The 20,636-nt window shown below is 68.4% G+C and carries 26 protein-coding genes; 15 read left to right on the plus strand and 11 right to left on the minus strand.

Annotation, left to right across the window (positions count from 1 at the left end; translation table 11 throughout):
- Positions 1 to 14: 14 nt before the first annotated feature.
- The 6 genes from ACVOKU_RS15215 to rnfB all read left to right on the plus strand — a co-directional run bounded on the left by ACVOKU_RS15215 (position 15) and on the right by rnfB (position 5,363).
- Positions 15 to 1,085: a serine hydrolase domain-containing protein gene (locus tag ACVOKU_RS15215; protein ID WP_481560308.1), complete on the plus strand. Its 1,071-nt coding sequence runs from the start codon at positions 15 to 17 to the stop codon at positions 1,083 to 1,085.
- The gene (gene gloA2 / locus ACVOKU_RS15220; protein WP_481560309.1) at positions 1,082 to 1,486 is read left to right on the plus strand and encodes an SMU1112c/YaeR family gloxylase I-like metalloprotein; all 405 of its coding nucleotides are present in this window, start codon (positions 1,082 to 1,084) and stop codon (positions 1,484 to 1,486) included. Before ACVOKU_RS15215 ends, gloA2 begins: the two co-directional genes overlap by 4 nt.
- 147 nt (positions 1,487 to 1,633) lie before the next feature.
- Positions 1,634 to 2,077, plus strand: coding sequence for a DUF2147 domain-containing protein (locus ACVOKU_RS15225; RefSeq protein ID WP_053519945.1), 444 nt, complete (start codon positions 1,634 to 1,636; stop codon positions 2,075 to 2,077).
- A 102-nt stretch (positions 2,078 to 2,179) separates the two neighbouring features.
- On the plus strand, positions 2,180 to 4,258 hold the full coding sequence (metG, locus tag ACVOKU_RS15230) for a methionine--tRNA ligase (protein ID WP_065174861.1): 2,079 nt from the start codon (positions 2,180 to 2,182) through the stop codon (positions 4,256 to 4,258).
- 75 nt (positions 4,259 to 4,333) lie between these two features.
- Positions 4,334 to 4,924, plus strand: a complete 591-nt coding sequence (locus ACVOKU_RS15235) for an HAD family hydrolase (protein WP_065174860.1) — start codon at positions 4,334 to 4,336, stop codon at positions 4,922 to 4,924.
- A gap of 25 nt (positions 4,925 to 4,949) precedes the next feature.
- On the plus strand, positions 4,950 to 5,363 hold the full coding sequence (gene rnfB, locus ACVOKU_RS15240; RefSeq protein WP_074899475.1) for an Rnf electron transport complex subunit RnfB: 414 nt from the start codon (positions 4,950 to 4,952) through the stop codon (positions 5,361 to 5,363).
- Between the two features lie 48 nt (positions 5,364 to 5,411).
- Here rnfB and ACVOKU_RS15245 read toward each other — a convergent pair whose 3' ends face one another.
- Complete coding sequence (locus tag ACVOKU_RS15245) at positions 5,412 to 5,759, minus strand: RidA family protein (protein WP_049426796.1); 348 nt, start codon at positions 5,757 to 5,759, stop codon at positions 5,412 to 5,414.
- A 158-nt stretch (positions 5,760 to 5,917) separates the two neighbouring features.
- Between ACVOKU_RS15245 and mprF the strand changes: the two genes are divergently transcribed.
- On the plus strand, positions 5,918 to 8,482 hold the full coding sequence (gene mprF, locus ACVOKU_RS15250; protein WP_481560310.1) for a bifunctional lysylphosphatidylglycerol flippase/synthetase MprF: 2,565 nt from the start codon (positions 5,918 to 5,920) through the stop codon (positions 8,480 to 8,482).
- Positions 8,483 to 8,534: 52 nt separating this feature from the next.
- On the opposite strand, the gene ACVOKU_RS15255 is transcribed toward mprF, so the two are convergent.
- From ACVOKU_RS15255 to ACVOKU_RS15270, 4 genes are all read right to left on the minus strand, one after another.
- Positions 8,535 to 9,878: a virulence factor family protein gene (locus ACVOKU_RS15255; RefSeq protein ID WP_481560311.1), complete on the minus strand. Its 1,344-nt coding sequence runs from the start codon at positions 9,876 to 9,878 to the stop codon at positions 8,535 to 8,537.
- 93 nt (positions 9,879 to 9,971) lie between these two features.
- Positions 9,972 to 10,589 carry a DUF998 domain-containing protein gene (locus tag ACVOKU_RS15260; RefSeq protein WP_481560312.1) on the minus strand — a complete coding sequence of 206 codons (618 nt, stop codon included), beginning with the start codon at positions 10,587 to 10,589 and terminating at the stop codon, positions 9,972 to 9,974.
- A complete protein-coding gene (locus tag ACVOKU_RS15265; RefSeq protein WP_065174857.1) occupies positions 10,586 to 10,759 on the minus strand; it encodes an oxidoreductase-like domain-containing protein in 174 nt (57 codons plus the stop codon). The genes ACVOKU_RS15260 and ACVOKU_RS15265 overlap by 4 nt, the downstream gene beginning before the upstream one ends.
- Before the next feature lie 50 nt (positions 10,760 to 10,809).
- Entirely contained in the window at positions 10,810 to 11,412 is a 603-nt protein-coding gene (locus tag ACVOKU_RS15270; protein ID WP_053519939.1) for an HD domain-containing protein, read from the minus strand.
- A 229-nt stretch (positions 11,413 to 11,641) separates the two neighbouring features.
- On the opposite strand from ACVOKU_RS15270, the gene ACVOKU_RS15275 reads away from it, so the two are divergent.
- Positions 11,642 to 12,790: a transglutaminase-like domain-containing protein gene (locus ACVOKU_RS15275; RefSeq protein ID WP_481560313.1), complete on the plus strand. Its 1,149-nt coding sequence runs from the start codon at positions 11,642 to 11,644 to the stop codon at positions 12,788 to 12,790.
- A gap of 7 nt (positions 12,791 to 12,797) precedes the next feature.
- On the opposite strand, the gene ACVOKU_RS15280 is transcribed toward ACVOKU_RS15275, so the two are convergent.
- On the minus strand, positions 12,798 to 13,133 hold the full coding sequence (locus ACVOKU_RS15280; protein WP_053519938.1) for a zinc ribbon domain-containing protein YjdM: 336 nt from the start codon (positions 13,131 to 13,133) through the stop codon (positions 12,798 to 12,800).
- 167 nt (positions 13,134 to 13,300) lie between these two features.
- On the opposite strand from ACVOKU_RS15280, the gene ACVOKU_RS15285 reads away from it, so the two are divergent.
- The 3 genes from ACVOKU_RS15285 (at position 13,301) to ACVOKU_RS15295 (ending at position 15,379) form a co-directional block, all read left to right on the plus strand.
- Complete coding sequence (locus ACVOKU_RS15285) at positions 13,301 to 14,662, plus strand: Hsp70 family protein (RefSeq protein ID WP_481560314.1); 1,362 nt, start codon at positions 13,301 to 13,303, stop codon at positions 14,660 to 14,662.
- A 229-nt stretch (positions 14,663 to 14,891) separates the two neighbouring features.
- Positions 14,892 to 15,185 carry a YkgJ family cysteine cluster protein gene (locus tag ACVOKU_RS15290; protein ID WP_080375345.1) on the plus strand — a complete coding sequence of 98 codons (294 nt, stop codon included), beginning with the start codon at positions 14,892 to 14,894 and terminating at the stop codon, positions 15,183 to 15,185.
- Positions 15,186 to 15,196: 11 nt separating this feature from the next.
- Positions 15,197 to 15,379 (plus strand): hypothetical protein, encoded by a 183-nt coding sequence (locus ACVOKU_RS15295; RefSeq protein ID WP_053519936.1) that lies wholly within the window; start codon positions 15,197 to 15,199, stop codon positions 15,377 to 15,379.
- A gap of 48 nt (positions 15,380 to 15,427) precedes the next feature.
- Here the strand turns inward: ACVOKU_RS15295 and ACVOKU_RS15300 are convergent, their stop codons facing one another.
- Genes ACVOKU_RS15300 through ACVOKU_RS15310 form a run of 3 tightly spaced genes read right to left on the minus strand, consistent with a single transcriptional unit; the run spans position 15,428 to position 17,426 of the window.
- Positions 15,428 to 16,309 (minus strand): DUF4097 family beta strand repeat-containing protein, encoded by an 882-nt coding sequence (locus ACVOKU_RS15300; RefSeq protein WP_481560315.1) that lies wholly within the window; start codon positions 16,307 to 16,309, stop codon positions 15,428 to 15,430.
- Positions 16,310 to 16,317: 8 nt separating this feature from the next.
- On the minus strand, positions 16,318 to 16,851 hold the full coding sequence (locus tag ACVOKU_RS15305; protein ID WP_481560316.1) for a hypothetical protein: 534 nt from the start codon (positions 16,849 to 16,851) through the stop codon (positions 16,318 to 16,320).
- Positions 16,848 to 17,426, minus strand: a complete 579-nt coding sequence (locus ACVOKU_RS15310; protein ID WP_065174854.1) for an RNA polymerase sigma factor — start codon at positions 17,424 to 17,426, stop codon at positions 16,848 to 16,850. The genes ACVOKU_RS15305 and ACVOKU_RS15310 overlap by 4 nt, the downstream gene beginning before the upstream one ends.
- A 124-nt stretch (positions 17,427 to 17,550) precedes the next feature.
- Here ACVOKU_RS15310 and ACVOKU_RS15315 point away from each other — a divergent pair, with 124 nt between their 5' ends.
- A complete protein-coding gene (locus ACVOKU_RS15315) occupies positions 17,551 to 17,730 on the plus strand; it encodes a hypothetical protein (RefSeq protein ID WP_053519558.1) in 180 nt (59 codons plus the stop codon).
- Between the two features lie 35 nt (positions 17,731 to 17,765).
- The gene (locus ACVOKU_RS15320; protein WP_080375333.1) at positions 17,766 to 18,359 is read left to right on the plus strand and encodes a mechanosensitive ion channel family protein; all 594 of its coding nucleotides are present in this window, start codon (positions 17,766 to 17,768) and stop codon (positions 18,357 to 18,359) included.
- Between the two features lie 10 nt (positions 18,360 to 18,369).
- On the opposite strand, the gene ACVOKU_RS15325 is transcribed toward ACVOKU_RS15320, so the two are convergent.
- Both ACVOKU_RS15325 and ACVOKU_RS15330 read right to left on the minus strand, forming a co-directional pair.
- Positions 18,370 to 18,636, minus strand: coding sequence for a DksA/TraR family C4-type zinc finger protein (locus tag ACVOKU_RS15325; protein ID WP_053519557.1), 267 nt, complete (start codon positions 18,634 to 18,636; stop codon positions 18,370 to 18,372).
- Between the two features lie 125 nt (positions 18,637 to 18,761).
- Positions 18,762 to 19,319, minus strand: a complete 558-nt coding sequence (locus ACVOKU_RS15330) for a DUF2058 domain-containing protein (RefSeq protein WP_053519556.1) — start codon at positions 19,317 to 19,319, stop codon at positions 18,762 to 18,764.
- 63 nt (positions 19,320 to 19,382) lie between these two features.
- On the opposite strand from ACVOKU_RS15330, the gene ACVOKU_RS15335 reads away from it, so the two are divergent.
- On the plus strand, positions 19,383 to 19,883 hold the full coding sequence (locus ACVOKU_RS15335) for a M48 metallopeptidase family protein (protein ID WP_053519555.1): 501 nt from the start codon (positions 19,383 to 19,385) through the stop codon (positions 19,881 to 19,883).
- 48 nt (positions 19,884 to 19,931) lie between these two features.
- Positions 19,932 to 20,630, plus strand: coding sequence for an RNA pseudouridine synthase (locus ACVOKU_RS15340; protein WP_481560317.1), 699 nt, complete (start codon positions 19,932 to 19,934; stop codon positions 20,628 to 20,630).
- Positions 20,631 to 20,636 lie beyond the last annotated feature (6 nt).

Raw genomic sequence — 20,636 nt, forward strand, 5'->3', positions numbered from 1 at the left:
GCCACGGAGCCCTCATGCGTCCCGCCACCGTCGTGTTCGCTGCCGTACTGGCCCTGCTGCCGCAGGCTGCGCCTGCCGCACCGGCGGTGATGCCACCGGATGCGGGCATCGATGGCCTGATGCAGGCCTACGATGGCCAGGTCCCGGGAGCAGCGGTACTGGTGCTGCACGACGGGCAGGCGGTGTTCCGCCGCGGGTACGGCTTGGCGGTGGTGGAAGATGGCACTGCGGTGACCGCGGCCAGCAATTTCCGGCTGGCCTCGGTGAGCAAGCAGTTCACCGCCGCCGCTGTGCTGCTGCTGGTGGAAGAGGGCCGCCTGGGCCTGGACCAGCCAGTGCGACGCTGGCTGCCGGAACTTCCCACTGCGGCGTCCTCCGTCACCCTCCGTCACCTGCTGTCGCATACCAGCGGTCTGCCCGACTATGAGGACCTGATGGACCCCACCGACAGCCGCCAGGTGCACGACGCGGACGTGCTGGCGCTGCTCGCGCGCGAGGACCGGCTGGATTTCACACCGGGCACTGCGTACCGCTACAGCAACAGCGGTTATGCGCTGCTGGCGCTGATCGTCGGTCGCGCGTCTGGCCAGGATTTCGCCACCTTCCTGCAGCAGCGGATCTTCGGCCCGCTGCACATGACCCACACCGTCGCCCACCAGGACGGCGTCGATACGGTCACTGCGCGGGCCTACGGCTACAGCTGGCTCGACGGTCGCTGGCAGCGCACCGACCAGAGCACCACCAGTGCCGTGCTGGGTGATGGCGGCATCTATTCCTCGCTGGACGACCTCGCCCGCTGGGATGCCGCACTGTACGACGACCGCCTGCTGTCAGCCGCATCGCGGCGGGCGATGTTCAGCCCGGCCACCGCAACCACCGAACCGGACGTACCGCATTACGGCTTCGGCTGGCGCCTCAACGGCCGCATGCAGTGGCACAGCGGCGAGAGCATCGGCTTCCGCAACGTCATCCTGCGCTATCCGGACCGGCATCTGACAGTGATCGTGCTGAGCAACCGCAACGACCCCGAACCCTATCCGCTGGCGCTGAAGATCGCCCAGCGCTGGCTGGACATCCTGCAATGACCGACGATCCTGCCGCCCTGCTGGGCATCCATCATGCCGCGCTGATCTGCAGCGACTATGCGCGCTCGAAGGATTTCTACGTGCGCATCCTCGGCCTGCGCGTACTGGCCGAGAACCACCGTGCCGCGCGCGATTCGTGGAAGCTGGACCTGGCACTGCCCGATGGCGGCCAGCTGGAACTGTTCTCGTTCCCGTCACCACCGCCCCGGCCCAGCCGCCCGGAGGCACAGGGCCTGCGTCACCTGGCCTTCCGCGTGGCCGCGCTGGAGCCGTTCATCCAGCGCCTGGCCAGCTGCGGCGTGGACTGCGAACCGGTCCGCGTGGACGAATACACCGGCCGCCGCTTCACCTTCTTCGCCGACCCGGACGGTTTGCCGCTGGAACTCTACGAAGTCGGCTGACGGCATGGGGTCGGATCCCTTTTCCATCGGGAAAGGATCTGGCCCCACTCACCTGCTCGACCCGGCCCCCCTTCCCCATACCCCGCCGAATGGGTATACAGTCGGCGGGTACCGGCACCGTGCCGGAATGAACCCTGGGAGGGGACCATGCGCAAGACCTTCAAGACCCTGCTGCTGGCGCTGCCGCTGTGCCTGGCGGCGCTCTCGGCGCAGGCCGCCGATGGCGCGGCCGGCCGCTGGAAGACCATCGACGACAAGACCGGCCAGGTGAAGTCCATCGTCGAGATCAGCCAGGCCGCCAACGGCACGCTGTCCGGCAAGGTGGTGGACATCCTGCACTCGGACAAGGGACCGAACCCGGTCTGCGACGGCTGTGAGGGTGCCAACAGGAACAAGCCGGTGAAGGGCATGACCATCCTCTGGAACCTGAAGGCCGACGGCGCCAGCAAGTGGTCCGGCGGCACCATCCTCGACCCCGCCAACGGCAAGACCTACAAGTCGAAGATGGAACTGCAGCCGGGTGGCAACAAGCTGGACGTCTCCGGCTGCATCGCCTTCATCTGCCGGGCGCAGACCTGGGTACGCGAGTAAGCCACCGGCCTGTCCGTGCATATCCGTGACCCGGCCCCGGCCGGGTCACCTCGTTGCGGGCATGCGATAATCTGCGGTTCCCCTCGGCTTCACCCCGCGACCATGACCCGTACCGCGCTCGTCACCACCGCCCTGCCCTACGCCAACGGCCCGCTGCATCTGGGCCATCTGGTCGGCTACATCCAGGCCGACATCTGGGTGCGTGCACGGCGAATGAGCGGCGGCAGGACCTGGTTCGTCTGCGCCGACGACACCCATGGCACGCCGATCATGCTGGCAGCCGAGAAGGCCGGGGTGACCCCGGAGGCCTTCATCGCCAGCATCCAGGCCAGCCATGAACGTGATTTCGCCGAATTCGGCGTGGCCTTCGATCACTACGATTCGACCAATTCGGCAGCCAACCAGGCGCTGACCGAGGCGTTCTACCTGAAGCTGGAAGCGGCCGGCCACATCAGCCGCCGTTCGGTGGCCCAGTTCTACGACCCGGCCAAGGGCATGTTCCTGCCGGACCGCTACATCAAGGGCATCTGCCCGAACTGCGGCAGCGCCGACCAGTACGGCGACAACTGCGAAGTCTGTGGCGCCACCTACAGCCCCACCGATCTGAAGGAGCCGAAATCGGTGATCTCCGGCGCTACGCCCGAGATCCGCGATTCGGAGCACTTCTTCTTCGAGGTCGGCCGCTTCGAGGGCTTCCTGCGCGAGTGGCTGGCCGGCGACGTCGCGCTGCCCGGGGTGAAAGCCAAGCTGATGGAGTGGCTGGACGCGGAGGGCGGCCTGCGCGCGTGGGACATCTCGCGTGACGCGCCGTACTTCGGCTTCCAGATCCCGGGCCATCCGGGCAAGTACTTCTACGTCTGGCTGGACGCGCCGATCGGCTACCTGTCCAGCTTCCAGACCCTGTGCGGCACGCTCGGCGAGGATTTCCAGGCCCACCTGCGCGCCGGCACCGCCACCGAGCTGCACCACTTCATCGGCAAGGACATCGTCAATTTCCATGGCCTGTTCTGGCCGGCGGTGCTGCACGGCACCGGCCACCGCGCGCCGACCCGCCTGCACGTCAACGGCTATCTGACCGTTGACGGCGCCAAGATGAGCAAGTCGCGCGGCACCTTCGTGATGGCGCGCACCTTCCTCGATGCAGGACTGGAACCGGAAGCGCTGCGCTACTACTACGCGGCCAAGTCCGGCGGTGGCGTCGACGACCTCGACCTGAACCTGGGTGACTTCGTTGCCCGCGTCAACGCTGATCTGGTCGGCAAGTTCGTCAACCTGGCCAGCCGCTGCGCGGGCTTCATCAGCAAGCGTTTCGACGGCCTGCTCGCCGCGCAGCTGCCCGATGCCGCCCAGTACCAGCGCTTCATCGACAGCCTGGCACCGATCCGTGAAGCCTACGAGCGCAACGATCCGGCGGCGGCGATCCGCCTGACCATGACCCTGGCCGACGAAGCCAACCGCTACATCGACGACGTCAAGCCATGGGTGATCGCCAAGCAGGAAGGCGCCGACGCGCAGCTGCAGGCCGTGTGCAGCCAGGGCCTGAACCTGTTCCGTGTACTGGTCACCGCACTGAAGCCGGTACTGCCTTCCACCGCCGCCCAGGCCGAGGCGTTCCTGGCCGCGCCAGTGGCCGACTGGACCGACCTGGCGCAGCCGCTGCTGGCCCATCGAATCGCCGACTACACCCCGCTGTTCACCCGTATCGACCCGAAGAAGATTGACGCCATGATCGACGCCTCCAAGGACACCCTGCAGCCGACCGCCGCTGCCCCCGCCGCCAAGGCCGACGCTGCCAAGCCGGCGGCTGCGGTGCCGGCCAGTGCCGCAACGGCCAGCGCCGAGGCACCGGCCTACATCGGCATCGACGACTTCGCCAAGCTCGACCTGCGCATCGGCAAGGTGCTGGTGTGCGAGTTCGTCGAGGGTTCGGACAAGCTGCTGCGCTTCGAGCTGGATGCCGGCGAACTGGGCAAGCGGCAGATCTTCTCCGGCATCCGTGCCAGCTACGGCGAGCCGGAAGCCCTGGTCGGCCGCAGCGTCGTGTTCATCGCCAACCTGGCCCCGCGCAAGATGCGCTTCGGCCTGAGTGAAGGCATGATCCTGTCGGCAGGTTTCGATGGTGGCGCGCTGGCGCTGCTGGACGCCGACAGCGGCGCGCAGCCGGGCATGCCGGTCCGCTGATGCACTGCGCGGGTGCGGCCACGGCCGCTCCCGCCGGTCACGGCAACGACGGGACGCACCACGGGAGGCATCGGAATGGAACTGGCGCTGTTCGACTTCGACCATACCGTCACCACCTGCGATACCTATGGCCGCTTCCTGCGCCGCGTGGCCACCGCCGAGCAGCTTGCGCAGGCGTGGTGGAAGGTGGGGCCGTGGCTGGCGGCGTACCGGCTGAAACTGATCTCGGCCGAACGCATCCGCGCCCGCGTCACCCGCCTCACCTTCAGCGAGCGCCACGCCGACGACATCGCAGCGCTGGCCACCGGCTTCTCGCGCGAGTTCCTGCCCGAGGTGGTGCGCCCGGAAATGCTGGAACAGATCCGCTGGCACAAGGAACAGCAGCACACCGTGGTGGTCGTGTCAGGTTCGCTGGATCTGTACCTGCGTCCCTGGTGCGAAACGTTGGGTCTTGAACTGATCTGCAACCGCCTTGAGAGCCGGGACGGACGCCTGACCGGCCGTTACCACGGCGGCGATTGCGGTCCTCGCAAGGTCGAGCAGATCCGCCGCCGTTTCGATCTGTCGCGTTACACGCGCATCCACGCTTATGGCGACAGCGCCGAGGACCGGCCGATGCTTGCCCTCGCCCACGAACGCTGGTTCCGTGGCAAACCCCTGAAATGATCCATACGCGCAGCCTTCGCCACGCATGAGCCTGATTCCGCCGCTGACCGAACGCCTGGACCGACTGTTGCCGCAGACGCAATGCGGGCAATGCGGCTATGACGGTTGCCGCCCCTATGCGCAGGCGATGGCGCGCGGCGAGGCGGGCGTGGACCGCTGCCCGCCGGGCGGCGATGCGGGCGCGCGTGCACTGGCCCAGGTACTGGGTGTGCCGGCACTGCCGTTTGATCGCACGCGCGGCGAACACAAGGCGCCGCAGGTCGCGGTGATCGTCGAAGCCGACTGCATCGGCTGCACCAAGTGCATCCAGGCCTGCCCGGTGGACGCGATTGTCGGCGGCGCGAAGTACATGCATACCGTGATCGCCGACCTGTGCACGGGCTGCGAGTTGTGCATTCCGCCCTGTCCGGTGGACTGCATCGTGCTGCTGGAACGGTAGCGGTGCCAGCTCCCTTTAGGCAGGAAAGGAGCTGACACCCTCCCGCCGTTACGGCACGGCCGCCGTCACCACGATCTCGACCTTCCACTCGGCGTGTGCCAGCTTGGCTTCGACCGTGGCACGGGCCGGGGTCGCACCCTCGACCACCCATTCGTCCCACGCCTTGTTCATGCCGTCGAAGTCGGCCATGTCGGCCAGGAACACTTCCGCGCGCAGCACATGCTGGCGATCACTGGCCACCAGTGCCAGCAGCTTGTCGATCTCGGCCAGCACCTGCCGGGTCTGTCCGGTGATGTCCTGGCTGGTGTCCTCCGGAATCTGGCCGGAGAGGTAGGCAACCTTGTTGTACACGGTCATTTCGGACATGCGCGGTCCGACGTCGTAACGCTCCATCATGGGCGTGGCTCCTGCGGGTGATCAGACCTGCATTGTCCTCCAAACCGGCGGCGGGTGGGTGTCCTGCACCACCGCTGTTCAAATGCCTTCGAGAGGCGCACGATGCGCCACGCCCGCGTTGACACCGCCCTCGCCCTCCCTGCCGCACCCTTGCGCCGATGACCGTCCCTTCCGATCCCGCAACCGCTCCGTCCATCCCGGTCTGGAAGCGGCTGCTTACCATCTTCGTTCCCCTGCTGATCCTGGCCCTGGCCCTGCATGGCCTGGCCGGCGAGTTCGACGAACATGGCTACCGCGCCATCCGCCAGGCGTTCCATGCACTCAGTGCAACGCAGATCGCACTGACCGTGACGCTGGGCCTGGCCAGTTATGCCTGCCTGATCGGCTTCGATGCCATCGGCCTGCGACGCAGCGGCATCCGCGTGCATCCCGCGCGCATCGGCATCACCGCGTTTCTCGCCCACACCCTGGGCCAGACCGTCGGCTTTGCGGCCTTGACCGGCGGCGCGGTGCGCCTGCGGGGCTATCGCGGTGCCGGGCTGGATCTGGCCCAGATCGGCCAGGTCGTGCTGATGAGCACGCTCGGTTTCATGTTCGGTGCATGGCTGCTGATCGGCCTGGCGTTATGCCTGGAACCCTCAGCGGCGGCGCTGGCGCTGCCGTTGGATTCCGGCGCCGTGCGCGCGGTCGGCATTGCCGCCCTGCTCGCCTATCTGGCCACGGTGCTGCTGGTCGGCCGCAGCGGACGCCAGTTCCGTGTGTTCGGCCACGCCCTGTGGCTGCCCGACCGGCTGACCATGCTCGGCGTCACCGCGCTCAGCGTGATCGAACTGGTGCTGGCCAGCGCAGCGTTCTACGTGCTGCTTCCGGACTCCACGCCCACCGGGCTTCCCGGCTTCGTCGGCCTGTATCTGGTGGCGGTGCTGGCCGGTCTGGTCTCGACCGTTCCGGCCGGCCTGGGCGTGTTCGAGTGGAGCCTGCTCAAGCTGCTGCCGCAGGTGGCACCGGCAGCGGTGCTGGCGGCCGCGCTGATCTACCGCGTCACCTACTACGTCCTGCCGCTGCTGCTGGCCACCGTGCTCGCGCTTGCGCCTGCACTGCGGCGACCGCTGCGGGCCAGCGCCGGCGCCACCCGTGCCGGCTGGAACGCGCTGCGCCCCTGGCTGCCGCAGATCATCGCGCTGGCCGCTTTCAGCATCGGCGCCGCCCTGGTCATCGATGGCACCTTGCCGACTCCGCGCCGCCATCTGCTCAATGCATCGCTGCCGATCCTGGAAACATCGCACCTGATCGGCAGTCTTGGCGGTGTCGCCCTGCTGCTGATCGGCCAGGGCCTGGCCCGGCGCAGCCACGCCGCGTGGATGCTGGCGATGGCGGTCTGCGTGATCACGCCGCTGCCGCTGTGGCTGCGGGGCGGCCAGCCGTTGATCGCGGTATCGGCCGTACTGGTCGCGATGGCACTGTGGGCCGCACGCCGTGAGTTCTACCGCCAGGGTGCGCTGCTGGATGAGGCGTGGTCGTGGCCATGGTTGCGCAACCTGGGGCTGGTGCTGGTCGCGGTCACCTGGCTGCTGTTCTTCACGTACAGCCATGTCGAGTACCAGAACGAACTCTGGTGGCAGTTCGCACTGTCCGGCAACGCGCCGCGTGCGCTGCGTGCGCTGCTGGTGGTGGCCATCGCCCTGGTGATGTTCGGCCTCGCCCGTCTGCTGCACAGCACGCGCAGCCCGCTGCCGGCCGCTGACGAAGCCACGCTGCAGGCGTTGGCGCCGGTGCTGGCCAGCGCCACCGACACCCAGGCCTGCCTGGTGCTGACCGCCGACAAGGCAGTGCTGCGCGACGATGCCCGGCAGGGCTTCGTGATGATGCAGCGCTACGGCGGCTCGTTGATCGCGATGGGTGATCCGGTCGGCCCGCCGGAGGTCGCACGTGCGTTGATCTGGCGTTTCCGTGAGGAAGCCGACCGCCTCGGCCTGCGCCCGGTGTTCTACCAGGTGGGCGAAGCCTACTGGCAGACCTATCTGGATCTCGGCCTGGGCCTGGTCAAGCTGGGCGAGGAAGCGATCGTGCCGCTGCACGACTTCGGTCTGGAAGGCCGCGAACGCGCCGACCTGCGCCAGGCATGGAACCGCGGCAAGCGCAGTGGCCTGTCGTTCCGGGTGGCGCCGGTGGAAGAGGTCCCCAGCCTGCTGCCGCGCCTGCATGCGATCTCCAATGCCTGGCTGGAAGACAAGTCCGGTGACGAAAAAGGATTCTCGCTGGGCAGCTTCGATCCCGATTACCTGGTGCGTTTCCCGATCGCGCTGGTCGAGGCCGAAGGTCGGATCGTCGCCTTCGCCAACCTGTGGCAGGCACCCGCCGGTGCCGAGCTGTCGGTGGACCTGATGCGGCACGTCAGCGACGCGCCGAAAGGCACGATGGATTTCCTGTTCATCGAACTGTTCCTGTGGGGCCGGGCGCAGGGACATGCGCGTTTCTCGCTGGGCATGGCGCCCCTGTCCGGACTGGCCCAGCATCGCCTGGCGGGCCGCTGGAATCGTCTTGCCGGCCTGCTGGCACGGCATGGCGAGCGCTTCTATGGCTTCAGTGGCCTGCGCCGCTTCAAGTCGAAGTTCGATCCGCAGTGGCGCCCGCGCTACCTGGCGGCGCCCGGTGGCATGCACCTGCCGGCCGCCCTGCTGGACGCCACCCGCCTGATCTCGCTGGATCCACGCCGCGGCTGAGCCGCCCGACCGCCGGGCATGGCCCGGCGCTGCTCCTGCAGGCGTGTGCTGATTACGCGTCGCCCTTGAGGATCACCTCGGCCAGACGATCGTAGTCGCCACCGAAATGGTGGTCGCCGGGCAACCGGATCCTGCGCACGCCCTCGTTCGCAGGCAGGTCCGGACACAGTGCGTCCTCATCCTTGTCGCCATAGACGCACAGGGTCTTGGCCGCCGGCAGCCTGGCCACTTCCGGCGCAATCGGCAGGCCATCGCCGCCACCGCCCAGCCAGTTGCTGACATGGAACTCGAAATCGGCCTTCCGCCCCACGGAGAGCAGCACGATGCGCTCGAGCGCCTCGCGGCTGCCGGCATCGAGCCGGTTGATGGTGGCCGGCAGCACGTCGGCGCCCTGCGAGAAGCCGATCAGCATCACCTTGTCGCGCCGCCATTGCTGGCGGTAGTGGTCGATGATCTTCTGCAGGTCAGCGGCAAACCCCTCCGGCGTGCGTTCGCTCCAGAAATAACGCAGCGAATCGATGCCCACCACGGCCACGCCGTGTTCGGCCAGCGACGATGCCACGTCCTTGTCCAGTCCCGCCCAGCCGCCATCACCGGAAACGAAGATCGCCAGCGTATCGCCGTCACCGCGCGCGGGGACTTCCACCACGGGCAGGCCCTTCAACGCCGCCGGCGGCGGTGCCAGGCTGATGCCGGCCTGCGCACCGATCACCCGCGCGGCAGCCACCAGTCCCGGCGTGGCATCGCCGCGGGCACTGCGCTTGAACCCGCGCGCCATCGCGACCTGCTGCACGAACGGACCCGCTCCCTGGCCCCTGCAGCCCACATCGCCGATGGCATTCAACCAGGGAAAGTTCAGTTCAGCCGGTTGCAGCCGCCCCTGCTTGACGCCGTCTCCGCAGACCATGCGTTCGTGGGCATGGTCGGGGCAGAAACCGGACGTCAGCAGGCCGGCGAACACCTGGGTATCGGCCTGCGCGGCCAGGCTGTAGGCCAGCTCGGCACCTTCACCATCGCCGCCGACCAGCGGCAGGTGATACCCCGGCAGGTGCAGGAACGCCTGCACCCAACGCGAGAAATTCTCGACGTCGCCAGCGCCGAACGAACAGGTGCTGTCGCCTTCGCGTTCAAGCACGCCCCGCAGGTGCGCCACATCCACCGCCGCCACCAGTGCACCGTCGGCGCGCAGTGCTTCGATCGGCGCCAGGCTGGCAGCGCCATAGGGACCTTCGTGGAACCAGATCACCACCCGCTGTGGCACTCCCGCCGGCAGATGCACCGGCACCTGCTCGAATCGGCCATGGCTGACCTGCTGCACGGATGCCGCGGCCACCGCCGGCAACGCCGCCAGCGCCATCACCAGTCCCATCGCCCTGCCCAACCCTGCACGCGTCATGTCGCAACCCCAGTGGAATGCGCACACGATACGCCGCCACCGCGTGCACGACACGTACCGGTCACGGCCGTTCGCCGGGCCCGCGGCCAGGGTTCAGGCGCGTGTGCGCGCCAGACCGCGCCGGTACAGGGTGACGGCCAGCCAGAGCAGCCAACCGACGATCACGGCGATCACCAGCTTCTGCCCCAGCCCGCGCGGCGGCCCCTCACGCCAGAGCACATGCAGCCACAGCAACGCGAAGGCCAGCCAGGCCCAGCCCCACAGCAGGGCAGCACTGCGCTGCCAACCCGGTTCGCGACGCAGGTACCACGCCTGCAGCAGCATGCCGACGCTGGCACACAGGAAGGCTGTGTTGGCAGCCACGCCATGCACCAGCGGCGCCAGCAGCGGCGTCGCCTGCGGCAGCCAACTGTCGCCGATGGCGACCGTCGCCAGGCCCAGAGCGGAGACGGTGAACAGCAGCGGCGCGGCCGCGCTGCGGCGGGGCCCCACGCTGTGACGATAGAGCGCGATGCCCAGCGCGGTGATCGCCACCGCCAGCAGGCAGTAGGCGGCGCGCAGCGCCAGACCCCAGGGACCGTGCAGGTACAGGCTCAGGGTCGCGCGCATCCAATCCAGATCAGCACGCGCGAATTGGGTCCACAGGGCCGTCGCCACGAACAACAGAAGCGCCACCAGGGCCAGCAGCGCAGCCGGACGCGCTCCGGTCATGGCGTGGCCTCCGGGTGCCGCGCCTTCCATTCGGCCAACGCCTTGCGGTAACGCTGCAGTTCCTCTGCATACAGATCGAGTACGCACAACGGACAGCCGCTGCCGCAGCACTCGTTGGGACCAGGTTCTTCCGGTGCGGTCGGCCGGGGATCAGGATCGGGAACGGACACGGTGGGCGGCGCTACCTTGCAGATGCAGGTCGCCAGTGTAACTGCCCCGCTCAGGTGTCCAGCCGGCGGCGCAGGTTTGCGCGTGCCGCGGCATCCAGGCGCTGGTGGAAGAAGTCGCTGAGGAAGATCCGCGGTGCGCGCAGCAGCCCCTGCAGGAAGCGGCGGCGGCCGGCGCGGTACAGGAAACCCGGGACCACCCCCTGGTACTCCTCGGCCACGCCACGATCGTAGGCATCGAACACCGGTGCAGGCGCGCCCAGGATCGCCATGTCGCAATCCAGGAACAGCGCCGCTTCGGCGTCGACATCCGCAGGACCGAGTTCGCCATGACGGGCAGTCAGCAGGATCAGCTGCTCGACGCGGGCGGCGTCGATGCCCGCCAGCGCAGGCTCCTGCGCGATGGCCTGCACGGCCAGTGCCGCCGAGCGTGCCTCGTTGTCCTTGCGCCCCGCCTCGTAGACCGCATCGTGGTAAAGCGCGGCCAGAAAGACCTCGGCGGGCTGCCGCCAACCCGGTCCATCGGCGACGTCCTGGCAGTGCTGCAGCACCGCGCGCACGTGGCCGAAGTGATGGTACGCGCGTGGCGGCGTGGCATATCGGTCCTGCAACGCCTGCCACTGCGCCGGATCGAGCGGGATCGGGGCGAAGTCCATGCCGGCATGATCCTGCCAGACGCCCCGGCCAGCAAGCTGGACAATAATTCACCACGCACTCACAGCCGCCGTCCGGCAAGGGCGGAGCACAGTTGTCCACAGCTTTGCCGAGCGCTGGTCCACATCGCCTGTGGATGACCGCGCCGCCGACCGACGGTCGATGCACGGGCGCACGGGCAGGACTACACTCGGCAGCAGGCGGATGCGCCCGCCGCTGCCGGGAATTGCCATGCAACGTCCTGCCACCCGATTCCTGCTGCTCGCCCTGCTCGCGCTGGCGGCGCCGGCCGCCGTCGCCCTGGACGGTCCTGCCGCCGCACCGGCCGGTCAGTACCGCCCCGCGCCGGCAGGCGTGCCGACCGCAGACGAAGTGCTGGCGATTCCACCGGCACTGCGCGAGATGCTGACCCGACAGGTGATCGCGCGCAGCCACTCGCGCGACCAGCGCCTGCAGGCCCTGGTGGAGATGATCTTCGATCGGCAGGGACTGGATCTGCAGTACGACGCCGACGCGACCTATACCGTCGGCGAAGTCTGGCAGTACCGCCGCGCCAACTGCCTGGCATTCACGCTGCTGTTCGTGTCGCTGGCACGCGAGGCCGGCATCCAGGCCCGGGTGCAGGAAGTCGGCAGCGTGGTGTCCTGGTATCAGGAGCAGGACCAGGGCGTGGTCTACAGCGTCGGCCACGTCAATGCCGGGGTCGACGTCGGCGGCCGCTTCGGCACGGTCGATCTGGACCGCAACGTGCTGTATGACCGCCACGGCCCGCAGCCGATCGACCGTGCCCGTGCGTTGGCGCACTTCTACAACAATCGTGGCGCCGAACGCATGGCCAGCGACGATCTGGACGGTGCCCGGGTGTTCTTCGATGCAGCGGTGGCGCAGGACGCGCGATTCGCACCGGCCTGGAACAACCTGGGCGTGCTGGACAACCGGAAGGGAGACACCGCCGGCGCACGTCGTGCGCTGGAAATGGCACTGCGCCTGGACGGCCGTCAGGATGCGGCACTGAACAACGCCAGTGCGCTCTACCGGCGGTTGGGCCTGGTGGCAGCAGCGCAGCAGCTGGAGCGCCGCCTGCGCGCCGTACAGCGCGAGGATCCGTTTGCCCAGTACATGCTCGGGGCCCGCGCCGAACGCGCAGGCGACCTGGCGGAGGCCATCCGCTGCTACCGCCGGGCGGTGCGCCTGTACGATGCCGCACACCAGTTCCATTTCGGCCTGGCGAGGGTGTACTTCCTCGCCGGCCAGCTGGCCCGCGCCGACAAGGAACTGACACGGGCCCAGGAACTCGGCGGGGCGCCACAGCAGGCCCGCTACCAGGCCAAGCTGGACAGCCTGGCCCGCTGGCGGGCGCAGCAGCAGGCCAGGCGCTGAGGGCCGGTCAGGCCTTCTTGAGGAAGCAGGTTTTCAGCACCAGGCCCTTGATCTTGTCCGAGTTGCCTTCGATGTGCTCCGCATCGTCCTCGACCAGCCGGATGTTGCGGATCACCGTGCCCTGCTTGAGCGGAATCGAGGAGCCCTTGACCTTCAGGTCCTTGATCACGGTCACGGTGTCGCCGGCCTGCAGGGTGTTGCCGTTGCTGTCACGCACGACCAGCGCCTGCCCCGCGCCCTCCTCGGCGGTCCATTCGAAGCCGCAATCGGCGCAGATCCACAGCGCGCCATCGGCATAGGTGTTTTCCAGGGTGCACTGCGGACAGGCGGGAACGGACGACATTGCAAGTACCTCAAAATGAATCAACGGCCGCCATTGTAACCGCCCGCTCTTTTTACCCGTTCTCCCGCGGCCGCTCCCCCTGCCGGCCCGACGCGGCCGGCGGGCGCTTGCAGCGGACCGCAAACTGCAGCAGAGTGCGCGGCCCTTGTCCGTCCCTGGAATTCCGCATGCGCCTCGGCATCGACTTCGGTACCAGCAATTCTGCCGCCGCCATCGTGCACGAGGGTCGCCTGTTGCCGATCCGCTTCGGCGATGCCGAACAGTTCCGCACCAGCGTCTACTTCCCCGGCGTGGTACCCGATCCGGACGACTTCCAGCCCGATGCCAGCCAACAGCATGCGCTGGAGCAGATGATCGACAGCGCAGCGCGTGCCGCCCGCGCTGCCGGCCAGGAGCGCCCGCCGCAGGCACTGCGCCGCGAAGCACTGCGCGCACTGCGCCGCGAATGGATGGAAGCCCGTGCCCGCGAAGCGCGCAGCGCCAGCGACCTGCTGCAGAACGCGATCTACGGCGATGACGCGCTGGAAGCCTATTTCGAGGAGCATGAAGGCAACCTCGTGCAGAGCCCCAAGTCGATGCTCGGCTACAACCTGCACCCGCGCGCGAAGCAGACCATTACCGGCATTGCCGCGCATATCCTTGAGCACATCCGCCTGACCGCCAGCGCGCAGCTTGGCCAGCCGCTGCGCACCGCCCTGCTCGGCCGCCCCGTGCAGTTCCGCAGCTCGATCGGCGAGGCCGGCAACGCGCAGGCGCTGGACATCCTGCGCGAGGCGGCGGCGCAGGCCGGCTTCGACCGCATCGATTTCCTGGAAGAACCTGCCGCAGCGGCGATGCACTATCACGCCGGAAGCGCGACACGGCACCAGGCCGTGATCGTCGACATCGGCGGTGGCACGACCGACATCGCCCATGCCGAAGTGGGGGGACCAGTGCCCCCGCATATCCACCGTGCCTGGGGCATCGCCCGTGGCGGCACCGACATCGACCTGGCCCTGAGCCTGTCCAGCTACATGCCGCTGTTCGGTCGTGGCATCACCCGCGTGCCCGCCCACCACTACGTAGAAGCCGCCACCGTGCAGGACATGACCCGCCAGCGCGACTTCCGCCAGCACAACTACGATGCGGTCGATGCGCCCTGGGGCCCGCGACTGCAGGCACTGCAGGACACCGGCAACACCGCGCGCCTGTACCGTGATGTCGAGCGCGCCAAGATCGCCCTGAGCACGTCTGCCACGCACCGCAGCACGCTGGACTACATCGAGCGCGACCTGCACGCCGACAGCAGTGCCGACGGCCTGGCCAGTGCGGCCCATGGCTACCTGGAACAGATCCGCACGCTGCTGGCCCAGGTGCGCAGCGATATCGGCGGCGACCCGGACGCGGTGTTCCTGACCGGTGGCATGTCCCGTGCGGGCTACCTGCGCCAGGCCGTGGCGGAGGCGTTTCCGGGTGCCCGGATGGTCCACGGGGAGCCTTCGCTCGGGGTGGTACAAGGCCTGGCGCTGGCCGCAGCCAGCCGGGATTAACAAAACGTTACGCAGGGTTTGCTACCCTCGGTAGGCTTGATCCACAGCTGTACCTTCCATCGGCCCTGCCGGTGTGTGTTCCGGGTGCAGCGCGGCCCGCCACGCGGGTCTTGCGGCCGTGCCTTCCTGGCTCGTTCATGGCCGCGCATCACCCGAGCCGCCATCGAGACCCGCTTTGGGCACCCGCCAGGCCCCTGTGGCCTTACAACCTGACGCCGCACCTGCACCCATCGACTGCCGCCGTTGTGACGCGGTCTGTTGCCGGCTGCCGGTACTGCTGCAGCCCGGCGACCACGTGCCCGGCCAGTTCCTCGCGCGCGACGCCCACGGCCGGGCCGTGATGGCGCGCAACGAGGAAGGCTGGTGCGCGGCGATCGATCCCTATCACCTGCGCTGCACGATCTATTCGCAGCGCCCGGCGATCTGCCGCCAGTTTTCGATGGGCGGCGATGACTGCCGCCGCGAGCGGCAGGATTACCTGCGCCAGGCCGATGCCTGTGCGCTTTCCTCCCCTTCCACCTGACAGGAGCAACCATGCCCCGCAAGGCAAAGACCCCCGCGAAGGCTAACAACAGCATCCGTAGCGAACGCAAGGGTGCAGCCGCCAGTACTGTGGTCAGCAGCGACTCGATCGCGTCTGACCTGGCCGCGTTCCGCAAGGCCGGTGGCAAGATCGAAGTGCTGGGTACGACCTGGGCGCTGAAGAAAGCCAGCTGACCCTCCCTGACCGCGGCGGCGCTGCCGCCGCGGCCTGCCGGTCCGCGCTCAGCGGTCCAGTCGGACCCGCACGCTGCCCGAATGCGACTGGATGCGGATATCGCCGTCACCGCCCCCCAGCCGCGTGTCGAGATTGCTGCCCGGCCCATAACGCGGCCGCTCCACCGTGCCGGCATCACTGTTGATCGAGCCGCTGAAGCTGTTCACCGACAGCTGCGCCGACACGGTCCGCGGCAACCGCAGATTGACCGATGCGCTCACCGATTCGACGTTGATGCGGCCCCCCGGCGCCAGACCGGAAGCGGCCAGTTCGATGCTGCCTGACACCGTCTCCACCGCCAGGCGCTGGATGCGCCCGGCATCGACATCCACGCGTCCGGACACGGTCTGCGCACCGATGTCGCCGGACACGCCTCCCCCCGCGTCAATGCGGCCGCTGACGGTGTTCACGTCCAGCCGCGGCGTCTGCAGGCGGGCAGTGACGCTGCCGCTGACCGTGTTGAGCTTGGTGTCGCCGCTGCGGCCTGCCGCGGACAGGCTGCCGCTGACCGTATCGGCCTGCAGCCGACGCACATCGATGCCACTGATGTCCTGGCTCGCACTGACGGTGCTGAGCAGAAGTTCCGCCGAGCGCGGCACGTTCAGCACCAGGGTGGCCCCGCCATTGTTGCTGCGCCGTGGATATTCCACCTCCCACCGCACGCGGTTGGCACTCTTCTCCTGACGTAGTTGCAGGCCGTCGCTGAGGCTGCCGGTGAGCTGGACCTCGTTGCGGTCCCAGCCGCGCACGGTGACCTTGCCGGCCACGTTGCTCAGTTCAATCCGGCCACCGGTGGCGAGTGCATGGCGTTCGTCGACGCGCGTGTCGGCCAGTGCCACAGCCGGTACCAGCAGCAGCGCGGCGCAGCAGAAAAGAAGGGGTCGCATCATGGGTCTCCTCAGGTTGTCAGTCCGGCGGCGGCCTGCGCCGCCTGCCGGGTCAGTTCCAGCCGCAGCGCATAGGTGCGCTTGAGCTGTCCAAGCAGGTGCGGCGCACGTGGATCCTGCGCCATCGCCGCGCGGATCTGCTCCGCGCTGCGGTCGAGTTCGTGCAGGGCCGGTTGCCACTCCGCTGCCCCGCCCTGCGGCAGGGAGGCCACCGCCTGCTGGTACTGCTCGGTCATCGCTGCGGCCTGCAGCTGCAGCCCGGAAGGCGCTGGCGTGGCCTGCGGCGACTGCCACCACGGTGCCACCGCGTAGACCGCCAGGCTGGCGGCCAGCGCCGCGCCCACCGGCAGCCACCAGCGCCGTCGCGGACGCGGCGTCATCGCCACCACCTTGCCTGCTGCCGGGAGCGGTCCGGGGGCGGACCCGCGCGGTGGCAGGCTGGCCGACAGCCGCGCCCAGCCGTCCTCCGGAACGCTGCGCTCGCGGGGCAAGGCGCGCAGGCGCGCGATCAGGTCGTGGTCGTAGTCGGGGTCGTTCATCGTCATGTCATGTCTCCCAGCCGTGCACGCAGCAAGCCACGCGCACGATGCAACTGTGCCTTGGAACTGCCGACAGCCATCTGCAGCTGCTCGGCGATTTCCTGGTGTTTCCAGCCTTCGATGTCGTGCAGCACCAGCACCGCCCGCGCCCGCGGGGGCAGCGTCGCCAGCGCACGTTCCAGGTCGCGCTCCGTGCCGGCGCAGCGGTCATGCACGGCCAGCTCCGGTACACCACCGTCCACGTCATCCAGGCTGTCGTGATCGTGTCCTCCCGCCCGGCCGCGCAGTTCCATCAGCGCGGCGTTGACCCCGAGACGATGCAGCCAGGTCGACAGGCTGCTTTCGAAACGGAACCCGGGCAGTGCCTTCCATGCCTGCAGGAACGCTTCCTGCAGCGCATCCTCCGCACGTGCCTGCTGGCCGCCACACAGCCTCCACAGCACGGCGAACACCCGTGGCGCATGGCGTCGATACAGCAGTTCGTAGGCCGCTGTATCGCCACCGGCTGCCGCCCGTACCAGGGCAGGTTCGTCGACGGCGTCGGAGGCAGCAGGCGGTGCGGGCATGGTGGTGTCGAGCATAGTCCTTGGATGCGCCAGTCCCGCAGAAGGTTTAGATCCGATTCCTGCCAGGCACGATGCAACCTTTTCGGCGGCCGCTGCATCCATGGAGGGTCCTTCGTGAAATACCGTCCGGGAGCCCGCCATGTCCAGCCCATCGTGTGCCGCCCTGCTGGCCGTCGCTGCCTGCGTCGCGCTGCAGGTGCTTGGCCTGTCGCTGCAGCTCCACCCGGAGCGCGGCCGGGCCTGCCTGCAGCAGCAGCGCCAGGAGCTGGTGTGCCTGGCGTGGAGGCCGATGGTCGAATCGCCGGCACGTGCCGGGTAACATCGGCGACCACCACCGCTACCTGCTGTCGCCCCATGATGTTGTCGCTGAAGGATCACCTGCCGGCCTGGACCCATCCCTGGCTGCACAACATGGGCATCGCCCTGCAGATCGCGCTCGTCCTGCTGGCCGCCTGGCTGCTGCGGCTGCTGGCGCGCCGCCTGATCCGCCGCTTCGCCGACCACTACACCCTGCCGCCGGAAATGGTGATGGGCGCGCGCCGCATCACCAGTTTCGTGGTCTATTTCAGTGCACTGCTGTACATCCTGAGCCTGCTGGGGGCCTCACCGGCAGTGCTGTGGACGGCGTTCACGGGCTTTGCAGCCGTCGGTGCGGTGGCCTTCTTCGCGGCCTGGAGCGTGCTCTCCAACATCTTCTGCACGCTGCTGATCTTCACTACCCGCCCGTTCCGCCTGCATGACTACATCGAGGTGCTGGAGAACGGCGAGAAGCCCGGACTGAAGGGCCGGGTGATCGATGTGAACCTGATCTACACCACGTTGCAGGAGACCGGCGAAGGCCACGAAGGCACGGTGCTGCAGCTGCCGAACAACCTGTTCTTCCAGCGCACCGTACGCCGCTGGCGCGATCCGGCACAGGCACCGGGCGGCATCCAGGGCGACGGCTGAGCCGCCCCCATCAACGCAGCTGGCTGTCTTTGCTGCCGCGACGGTTGTAGCTGCTGTGCGCCTGCTCTTCCTCATCGTGCGCCTGCTGGCAGGCCACGCACAGCCGCACGCCGGGCACGGCGTTGCGCCGCGCCAACGGAATCGGTGCGTCGCATTCCTCGCAGTGCTCCAGACCCGGGCCCTGGCGCAGCTGGCGCCGAGCGCGGGCAATCGCATCGTCTACCGTCGCGTCGATCTGGTCCTGGACCGCGCCATCTCCCGCCCAACCGGTAGCCATATCCGTCCTCCGCAGGTGTGTGGCCTGATATGGGGACGATACACCCACGGAAAAGGCCGGGCAGTGCCCCGCCAGGCCCGTGCTTCAGCTACCTGTCTGCCCGTGGGGACGCCTGCGGCAGCGGCTTACCAGACCAGATCGTCAGGAATCTGGAACTGCGCGTAATAGGCATCATCTTCGGCGTTGCCGGTGGAGATCTCCTCCGTCGAGCCCGGCTGCCCGTGGTCGACCACGATGGCTTCCGGCGCGCGCTCGCGCACCTTCTCCGCCGCAGCACGGGGCAGCAACGCGTAACCCTCGCCCTGGGCGACGATGACCAGCACGCCCACCGACAGCGCCTTGCGCAGCTTGGGGTCGATCAGCAGGGTGCGGATCGTGCTGCCATCGCTGAAGCGGTACTCGTCCTCGCCCTTATGCGGCACGGCATGGGCGGCGATGATCTGCTTTGCCTGCGCCTTCTGCTCGGCCAGCCTGGCCTGTGCGTTGCGCTCGGCGGCCAGGGCACGATCGCGCTCGATCTTCTCGGCGCGGGCGCGTTCAGCCTCACGCTGGACCTCGGCCGACGTCGATTCAGCCTTGCCCTGGCGCGCCTTGGCCTGTTCGCGTGCGGCGGCGCTGGCCTGCGACTTCTTGGCCAGGCCGGCCTTGAGCAATTGTTCCTGCAGCGCGTTGGGCTTTGCCATGGTCGGTGCGTACCGCGTGTAATCTTGGATGCCCCCATTCTACCGACGCCCCGCCGCCCCTGCATGGCCGTCCTGAAGTACCTCACCGGTTATCCCGAACCCCTGGTCGCCCAGGTCAGCGAACTGCTGGCGCAGGGCCGGCTCGGCCCGTGGCTGCAGCAGCGCTATCCCGAGCCCCATGAGGTGCGCAGCGACCGTCAGCTCTACGACTACACCCAGGAGCTGAAAGACCGCTACCTGCGCAAGTCGGTACCGCTCAACAAGGTCTGCTACGACAACACGCTGGAAGTGATCAAGCATGCATTGGGCACGCATACCGCCATTTCCCGCGTGCACGGCAGCCGCCTCAAGGCCAGCCGCGAGATCCGCATCGCCACCGTGTTCCGGCAGGCGCCGGCCGCCTTCCTGCGCATGATCGTGGTGCACGAGCTGGCGCATCTGAAGGAAGCCGACCACAACAAGGCCTTCTACCAGCTCTGCCAGCACATGGAGCCCGATTACCTGCAACTGGAATTCGACACCCGCCTGTACCTGACCGAGCTGGCCAACCGCAGCCAGCGCTGACCGCGCGCAGGGGCTACACTGCGCGGCCCCCGCCCGACCTGCCCGCCCATGGAACCGATACGCCTCGACAAACGCTTGTCCGCCCTGCTCGGCATCCCGCGCGGCGAAGCGCGGCGCTACATTGAAGGCGGCTGGGTCACGGTCGATGGCGAGGTGGTCGAACAGCCACAGCGCCCGGTCGATGACACGGCGGTGATCGTGCTCGATGAACAGGCCAATGACAGCAAGGCCGAGCGCGTGGGCATGCTGCTGCACAAGCCGGCCGGTGCTGCCGCCGAAACCCTGTGTGCGCTGGTCAGCAGCAACAGCCACAGCGCCCTCGATGCCAGCGGCATCCGGCCACTGCAGCGCCATTTCCACGGGTTGCAGCTGGCCGCGTCCCTGCCCGCGGCAGACAGCGGCCTGGTCGTGGTCAGCCAGGACCCGGCCACGCTGGCCCACCTGCAGCGCAATCTCGGCCGCACCGAACAGGAGTATCTGGTCGAAGTGGCAGAAGGCGGGCCGGAACGGGGCCCCTGGCTGCTGGCCCGGCTGCAGCAGGAGTCGGGCGGAGCCAAGGTGAGCTGGCAGAGCGAGCAGCGGCTGCGCTTCGCCGGCAAGGGGCTGACGGCCAAGGGCCTGAAGACCGCGGTGGCTGCCGCCGGCCTGCAGGTCACCGCCCTGCGCCGCCTGCGCATCGGCCGGGTGGCGCTGGGCCCGCTGCCGCCGGGACAATGGCGCTACATGGGCAGCGACGAACGGTTCTGACGCCCG

The organism is Stenotrophomonas sp. STEN147, assembly GCF_056757995.1.